This window comes from Micromonospora sp. M51 (assembly GCF_018070305.1).
GTDB lineage: Bacteria > Actinomycetota > Actinomycetes > Mycobacteriales > Micromonosporaceae > Micromonospora > Micromonospora parva.
Genome location: NZ_JAGPXZ010000313.1, coordinates 1 through 6581, shown reverse-complemented (window position 1 = coordinate 6581; position 6581 = coordinate 1). Strand labels below are relative to the sequence as shown.

Below are 6581 nucleotides of genomic sequence, written 5' to 3'. Positions count from 1 at the left end.
GACGCTCGACCGCGTCCGGTACCTTGCCCCGGACGGCAAAGAAAAATCGCAGTCGTTCCCCGACAAGAAGAAGCGCGACGCACAGGCGGTCCTCGCCAACGTCCAGGCCGACATCCTCAAGGGCACCTACGTCGACCCCGACGCCGGCCGCACGACCTTTAAGCAGTACGCCGACGAATGGCTCGCTGCCGCGACCACCGACGTGCTCACCCGCGACCGCATCGAATACGAACTCCGGCTGCACGTGTACCCGGTCATCGGGCACAGGCCGATCGCGTCCATTCAGCCGACGACGATTCGGGAGTGGGCGCGGAAGATCCAGGAGAAAGGGCTGTCGGTGGGTTACCGCCGGGTCCTCTTCACTGACGTGTCGATGATTCTCAACGCGGCGGTGGACGACAAGAAGATCGTTAGCAACCCGTTCGCGGTCAAGAGCATTCGCCGGCCGAAACCCGCTCCGACCAAGGTGGTGCCGTGGCCGGTCACCCGGTTGACTGCGTTTCGGAAGAACGTGCGCCCCCGGTACCGGATCGCGGTGGACCTGGGCGCAGGATGCGGCCTACGGCAGGGTGAAATCTTCGCGGTCAGTCCCGGGGATCTCGACCCGACTCGTCCGGTCCTGCATATCACTCGGCAGATCAAGTTGGTTCGGGGTTCGCTGATCTTCGCCCCGCCGAAGGGCGGCAAGTCCCGTGAGGTTCCGTTGCCCGACTCCGTAGCCGGCAGGCTCAAGCAACACGCGCGGGATTGCCCGCCGGTCCCGGTGACCCTGCCGTGGGAGACGCTGACCGGCGAGCCGCGAACCGTCGAGCTGTACCTGACGACACCCGCCGGTCTGGCGCTGTCCCGCTCGATGTTCAACTCCGGTGTCTGGAAGCCCGCGATCCGGACGACCGGCATCCCCGATGGTCGGCACAACGGGATGCACGTCCTGCGGCACACCTACGCCTCGGTCCTCCTGGACGCCGGAGAGAGCATCAAGGCTCTGTCGGCCTACCTGGGCCACGCGGACCCGGGCTTCACCCTCCGGACCTACACCCACCTGCTGCCGGCCAGCGAGGATCGCACCCGCCGGGCCATCGATAAGGCACTCGGCGGACACCAGCCCGGCAAAGATGTTCCGCAAGCCCTTGACGGCCTGGACACGGCATGATCATGGTTCAACGGCCCTGGAAGCGACCGGAGCCGCAGTTCAGAGGTCATGTGGGCGCTATTTCCAGCGGAAGTGGACGAAGAGGCGGCCGAAGTTCTTCGAGTCCTTCTCCACCCGGTGGTAGAGCTGCTTGACGTCCTTCTGGTCGAGGAACCGCAGCACCCGCTTCTTGAGCTGGCCGGACCCCTTACCCGGGATGATCTCGACGAGGGTGGCCTTCTTCGCCACCGCCTCGTCCATGATCCCGCGCAGGGCGCGGTCGATGTCGTGGCCCTTGTTGAAGATCTCGTGCAGGTCCAGCTTGAGCTTCATGCCGCAGCCCCCGGCCGGTCAGGTCCCATGTCCGCCATCCTAGGCACGTCCGCCGGGTCGTCCGACGACGAAGGGGCGGCCCCGTGGGACCGCCCCCGCACTCGTCACCGGGTCAGGCTCAGCGCCTGCCGCCCAGGCGGGTCTCCACCCGCTCCAGCGCGGTCCGGTAGTCGTCGTTGGCCGCGTACATCGCGGCGGCGATGCGCAGGTGCCGCAGCGCGTCGTTGTGCCGGTTGAGCCGTTCCAGCGTCCGACCGAGCACGTGGTGTGCGTAGTGGTCGCTGGGATCCCGCTCGATCAGCTCGCGCAGGTGCTCCTCGGCCCGGGTGAGCTGGGCCGACTGGAAGTACGCCCGGGCCAGCAACTGCCGAACCGCCGCGTTGCCGGGTTCGGCGTCGATGATCGGCTCCAGCAGTCGGGCTGCCCCGCTGGGGTCACCGGTTTCGAAGAACATGGTCGCCCGCCGGTAGTCCGCCAGAAGATCCATCTGCCACCTCCTCGGGTCGCGCCGTCACCTGTTCCGACGCTGGCACAACACTGGAAGTTTGGCGACTGTTCCCGGGGTCGAGATCGGGCCAGTTACGGCCGCCCAGTGCCGCCGAAGGGTCAGGTGCGGGCGTCCCGGCGTCCGGCGGAGAGCTCCCAGGCGCGGACGCCGCCGACGATCCCGGCGGTGTTCGGCACCACCACCACGTCGTCGCCCATCCGGGCCAGCTGCTCGGGCCGGATCAGTCGGGAGTTGCCCCCGCCCAGGTAGAGCCGGTCCCAGCGGAACACCGGGCGGAGCCCGTCCACCACCTGCCGGATCCGCCGGGACCAGAAGGCGTCGCCGAGCCGTCGACGTTCCGGCTCGCCGACGTACGTGTCGTAGGTGGTGCCCCAGCGCACCGGCGCGTGCGACAGCTCCAGGTGCGGTGCGAGCACCCCACCGTCGAAGAGCGCGCTGCCCAGCCCCGTTCCCAGGGTCAGCACCAGCTCGCAACCGGTGCCGGCGACCACCCCGGCGCCGTGCACCTCGGCGTCGTTGAGCACCAGCGCCGGCACCCCGAACGCGTCGGCCAGCGCCCCCCGCGCGTCCCAGCCGGACCACTCGGCGAGCAGGTCCGGGTCGATCCGGGTGCGGGGGCCGTTGCGGGTGACGTAGTGCGGGGTGCTCACCACCACCCCGTGCCGGATCATCCCGGGTACGCCGACCGTGAGCCGGTCCGCCGTCGGCAGGCGCCCGCCCAGATCCAGCAGGGTCCGGACAAACAACGCGGGCGGCAGAGGGTACGGAGTGGGCACCCGCAACGGCCGGGCCCGCATCGTTCCCGCCTCGTCGAGCACGGACGCCTTGATGCCCCCGCCGCCGCAGTCGATCGCCAGTGTGGTCACCACGTCGTTGAGTCTGCCCGCTGCCGGCGGTTGGCATGCGGGCGGCCGGATAGGCTGCCGTCCTGATGAGCGCCACGATGATCGTCAAGGACCTGGCCGCCGGGCACGGCGACCGCCAACTCTTCGCCGGATTGGACCTGGTGGTCGCCCCCGGCGACGTGGTGGGGCTGGTCGGGCCGAACGGGGCCGGCAAGTCGACGCTGCTGCGTACCCTCGCCGGGTTGTTGCCGGTCGAGGCCGGCAGCGTGCGGCTCAGCCCACCCACCGCGAGCGTCGGACACCTGCCACAGGAGCCGGAGCGGCGGCCGGGCGAGACGGTCCGCGACTTCCTGGCCCGCCGGACCGGGGTGACCGGCGCGCAGGCGGCACTGGACGCGGCGACCGAGGCGCTGACCGCCGGGGCGGCGGGCGCGGACGACGCGTACGGCGACGCGTTGGAGCGCTGGCTCGCCCTGGGCGGCGCGGACCTGGACGAACGCGCCGAGCAGGTGAGCGCCGACCTGGGGCTCGCCGTCGACCTGGACCATCCGATGACCGGGCTCTCCGGCGGCCAGGCGGCTCGCGCCGGGCTGGCGTCGCTGCTGCTCAGCCGGTACGACGTGTTCCTGCTCGACGAGCCGACGAACGACCTGGACCTGGCCGGGTTGGAACGGCTGGAGGAGTTCGTCACCGGGCTGCGGGCCGGCACGGTGCTGGTCAGCCACGACCGGGAGTTCCTCACCCGCACGGTGACCCGGGTGCTGGAGCTGGACCTGCCGCAGCAGCAGGTCAATCACTACGGCGGTGGTTACGCGGCCTACCTGGAGGAGCGCGAGGTGGCCCGTCGGCACGCCCGCGCGGACTTCGAGGAGTACGCCGACACGAAGGCCGGACTGGAGGCTCGGGCCCGCACCCAGCGTGGCTGGATGGAGAAGGGCGTGAAGAACGCCCGCCGCAAGGCCACCGACAACGACAAGATCGGCCGTAAGTTCCGCAGCGAGTCGAGCGAGAAGCAGGCCGCCAAGGCCAAGCAGACCGAACGGCTGATCGAACGGCTCGACGTGGTCGAGGAGCCCCGCAAGGAGTGGGAGCTGCGGATGGAGATCGCCGCCGCGCCCCGCGCCGGCGCCGTCGTGGCCACGCTGCGCGGGGCGGTGGTACGTCGGGGTGGCTTCACCCTCGGCCCGGTGGACCTCCAGATCGACTGGGCGGACCGGGTCGCGGTGACCGGGGCCAACGGCTCGGGCAAGTCCACCCTGCTGGCCGCGCTGCTCGGACGGCTGCCGCTGGACGAGGGCACCGCCTCGCTCGGGCCCGGTGTGGTGGTGGGCGAGGTGGACCAGGCCCGTGGGTTGTTCCTCGGCGACGCGCCACTGATCGACGCGTTCCACGCGGCCGTACCCCATCTGTCGCCGGCCGACGCGCGGACCTTGCTGGCGAAGTTCGGGCTGCGCGCGGCGCACGTGCCCCGACCTGCGGCCACCCTCTCGCCCGGTGAGCGGACCCGGGCGGCGCTGGCCCTGCTGCAGGGCCGTGGGGTCAACCTGCTGGTGCTGGACGAGCCCACCAACCACCTGGACCTGCCCGCCATCGAGCAGCTCGAATCGGCGCTGGCCAGCTATCCCGGAACGCTGCTGCTGGTCACCCACGACCGGCGGATGCTGGCCGCCATCGAGACCAACCGGCGACTGCGGGTCGACGGCGGGCGGATCGCCGAGGATTGATCCGTGCCGGCGGGCCGGCGCGGGGTGAGAATGACGCCATGCTCAAGTGGGAGTACGCCCTGCTGGTCCGCCGCCGCCAGGCCGCGACCAACGACCTCGGCTGGGAGGTCGTCTTCGTCTGGTACGGCCCGGACGGCTCGATGGTCGACGTGACGCCCTACGGCGACACCTCGCTGGCCCACCTGAACCGGGCCGGCGACCAGGGCTGGGAGTTGGTCGCGATGAGCGAGGACCCGTCCCTGCCCGGCAACCACGAACTGCACCGCTATCACCTCAAGCGGCCGAAGCCCGCCGATCCGCCGCCCCGCCAGCGGATGCGCGGCGGACGCCGCACCATCTCCGGCTGACTCGCGGCGCGAAGCCGATGCCGGCGCGAAGCCGATGTCTGCGTTGAGCATGATGCCAAGGAGACATCGTGATGCCGGTGTGGCATCACGATGATTGCGGCCCCGGCTCGCATCTCGCGACACGCGTGTGGGCAGCCTCGCCCAGTGAGCGGCGAGGTGATGCGGCCCCGGCCCGCATCCCGCGACACGCGCGTGAGTGGCCTCGCCCGAGCGAGCAGCGATGTGGACGAGCGGGGCATAACGGGCGCGATTGCGGGTATCGCGCGGCGGGAGGTGACCCGAATGGTCGCTTTGGCGCAGACTCCACCCTCGGCCGACCGGCTGCGGGCGATCGACGAATTCCTCGCCCAGGCATGGGCGGACCAGGTCCGCCACGATGAGCGGTTGCGGGACCTGACGGTCGAGGTGCGCTTCGACCGGGGGGTGGCCCATCTGAGCGGCGAGGTGGCCGAGCCCGCCCAACTGCGGCTGGTGCGGGACCTGGTGGGGCGGCTCGCCGGGGTCTACGGCGTCTGGTGCCGGGTCGGCATCGGCGGGCGGGCGCCGGTGGTCGTCGACCTCGGTTGCGGGCCGACCAAGCAGTGGTCGAGCAACCTGGGGCTGGACATCTACCCGGCGCCCGGCGTGGACGCCGTCGCGGACCTGTCCGGCTCACTACCGCTCGCCGACAACTCGGTGGACGTCCTCTTCGCTGTGCACATTCTGGAGCACCTGATCGACTTCCTGCCGCTGGTCGACGAGTGTCATCGGGTGCTCCGCCCCGGCGGCGTGCTGCACGTGATGAGTCCCTGGTGGGGTCATGTGAACGCGGTGGCCGACCCGACCCACGTGCGGCTGATGGACGTGCAGACGTTCAAGGGGATCTGCCAGCTCCGGCCCCCGGGCACCCCGCGCTGGTACCCACTGCACGCCGGCTGCGACGGCGCCTCGATCTTCGCCGACCTGACCCCCCTCCCCCCGGACGCCGACCCGGCGCCCCAATCCCACCTAGCGCGCTTCTTCGACTGACCCACGCCGGCTCACCCTGGTGGATTCGCGGAGGTGGAGGCGGTACGGGGCCTTCAGGTGGCGGGTGGGGAGGGTGGGGTTGCCGGTCAGGCGGTCGGCGAGGAGTTGGACGGCCAGCCGGGCGATCTGCTCCTTGTCCGGGGCGACGGTGCTCAGGGCCGGGATGGCGAACCTGCCGTCCTCGATGTCGTCGAAGCCGGCCACCGCCACGTCCTCGGGCACCCGCCGACCGGCCTCGCGCAGGGTCCGCAGGGCGGCGTGCGCCATCAGGTCGGAGGCGGCGAAGACGCCGTCCAGGTCGGGGTGCTCGGTGAGCAGGCGCCGCATCGCCGCCGAACCGGACTCCCGGGTGAAGTCACCGATGGCGACCAACTCGGGCAGCCCCGCGTCGGCGACGGTGCTGCGGTAGCCACTGAGCCGTTCGATCCCGGCGACCATGTCCTGTGGGCCGGCGATGGTCGCGATCCGTCGGCGACCGCTGTCGATCATGTATCGGACGGCTGCTGTCACCCCGGCCACGTGGTCGACGTCGACGTACGGGACGGGCACGTCGCCGAGGGGCCGGCCGCTGACCACCACCGGGATGCCGAGCCGGGCCAGTGTGCCGGGCAACGGGTCGGCACCGTGCAGCGACGCGAAGAGCACACCATCGACGTGCCGGCCGGTGGTGTACCGCTCGACCCG

The 6581-nt window shown here is 71.1% G+C and carries 8 protein-coding genes; 4 read left to right on the top strand and 4 right to left on the bottom strand.

Translation table 11 applies throughout. The features are described from left to right. Window positions 1-1153 (top strand): site-specific integrase (locus KBX53_RS17740; protein WP_210860452.1); only part of this gene is annotated, 1153 nt, incomplete at its 5' end. A gap of 57 nt (window positions 1154-1210) precedes the next feature. Here KBX53_RS17740 and KBX53_RS17735 read toward each other — a convergent pair. The 3 genes from KBX53_RS17735 to KBX53_RS17725 form a co-directional block, all read right to left on the bottom strand. Continuing rightward, complete coding sequence (locus KBX53_RS17735; protein ID WP_030329768.1) at window positions 1211-1465, bottom strand: Smr/MutS family protein; 255 nt, start codon at window positions 1463-1465, stop codon at window positions 1211-1213. A 118-nt stretch (window positions 1466-1583) separates the two neighbouring features. Next, a complete protein-coding gene (locus KBX53_RS17730; protein WP_030329767.1) occupies window positions 1584-1952 on the bottom strand; it encodes a M48 family metallopeptidase in 369 nt (122 codons plus the stop codon). A 119-nt stretch (window positions 1953-2071) separates the two neighbouring features. Continuing rightward, the gene (locus KBX53_RS17725) at window positions 2072-2842 is read right to left on the bottom strand and encodes an ROK family protein (protein ID WP_030329766.1); all 771 of its coding nucleotides are present in this window, start codon (window positions 2840-2842) and stop codon (window positions 2072-2074) included. Between the two features lie 62 nt (window positions 2843-2904). Here KBX53_RS17725 and KBX53_RS17720 point away from each other — a divergent pair, with 62 nt between their 5' ends. The 3 genes from KBX53_RS17720 (at window position 2905) to KBX53_RS17710 (ending at window position 5897) form a co-directional block, all read left to right on the top strand. Continuing rightward, window positions 2905-4542, top strand: coding sequence for an ABC-F family ATP-binding cassette domain-containing protein (locus KBX53_RS17720; protein WP_210860450.1), 1638 nt, complete (start codon window positions 2905-2907; stop codon window positions 4540-4542). Between the two features lie 38 nt (window positions 4543-4580). Beyond that, window positions 4581-4889: a hypothetical protein gene (locus tag KBX53_RS17715; RefSeq protein WP_030329764.1), complete on the top strand. Its 309-nt coding sequence runs from the start codon at window positions 4581-4583 to the stop codon at window positions 4887-4889. 282 nt (window positions 4890-5171) lie between these two features. Beyond that, entirely contained in the window at window positions 5172-5897 is a 726-nt protein-coding gene (locus KBX53_RS17710; protein WP_030329763.1) for a methyltransferase domain-containing protein, read from the top strand. Here the strand turns inward: KBX53_RS17710 and KBX53_RS17705 are convergent. Continuing rightward, on the bottom strand, window positions 5877-6581 hold a 705-nt coding region (locus tag KBX53_RS17705; protein WP_210860448.1), incomplete at its 5' end, for a LacI family DNA-binding transcriptional regulator. The two genes, KBX53_RS17710 and KBX53_RS17705, sit on opposite strands and share 21 nt — an antisense overlap.

Bases quoted from the DNA above. Each gene is read 5' to 3' on its own strand.
- KBX53_RS17720 (WP_210860450.1), top strand. From the start codon at position 2,905: ATGAGCGCCACGATGATCGTCAAGGACCTGGCCGCCGGGCACGGCGAC.
- KBX53_RS17730 (WP_030329767.1), bottom strand. From the start codon at position 1,952: ATGGATCTTCTGGCGGACTACCGGCGGGCGACCATGTTCTTCGAAACC.
- KBX53_RS17735 (WP_030329768.1), bottom strand. From the start codon at position 1,465: ATGAAGCTCAAGCTGGACCTGCACGAGATCTTCAACAAGGGCCACGAC.
- KBX53_RS17710 (WP_030329763.1), top strand. From the start codon at position 5,172: ATGGTCGCTTTGGCGCAGACTCCACCCTCGGCCGACCGGCTGCGGGCG.
- KBX53_RS17715 (WP_030329764.1), top strand. From the start codon at position 4,581: ATGCTCAAGTGGGAGTACGCCCTGCTGGTCCGCCGCCGCCAGGCCGCG.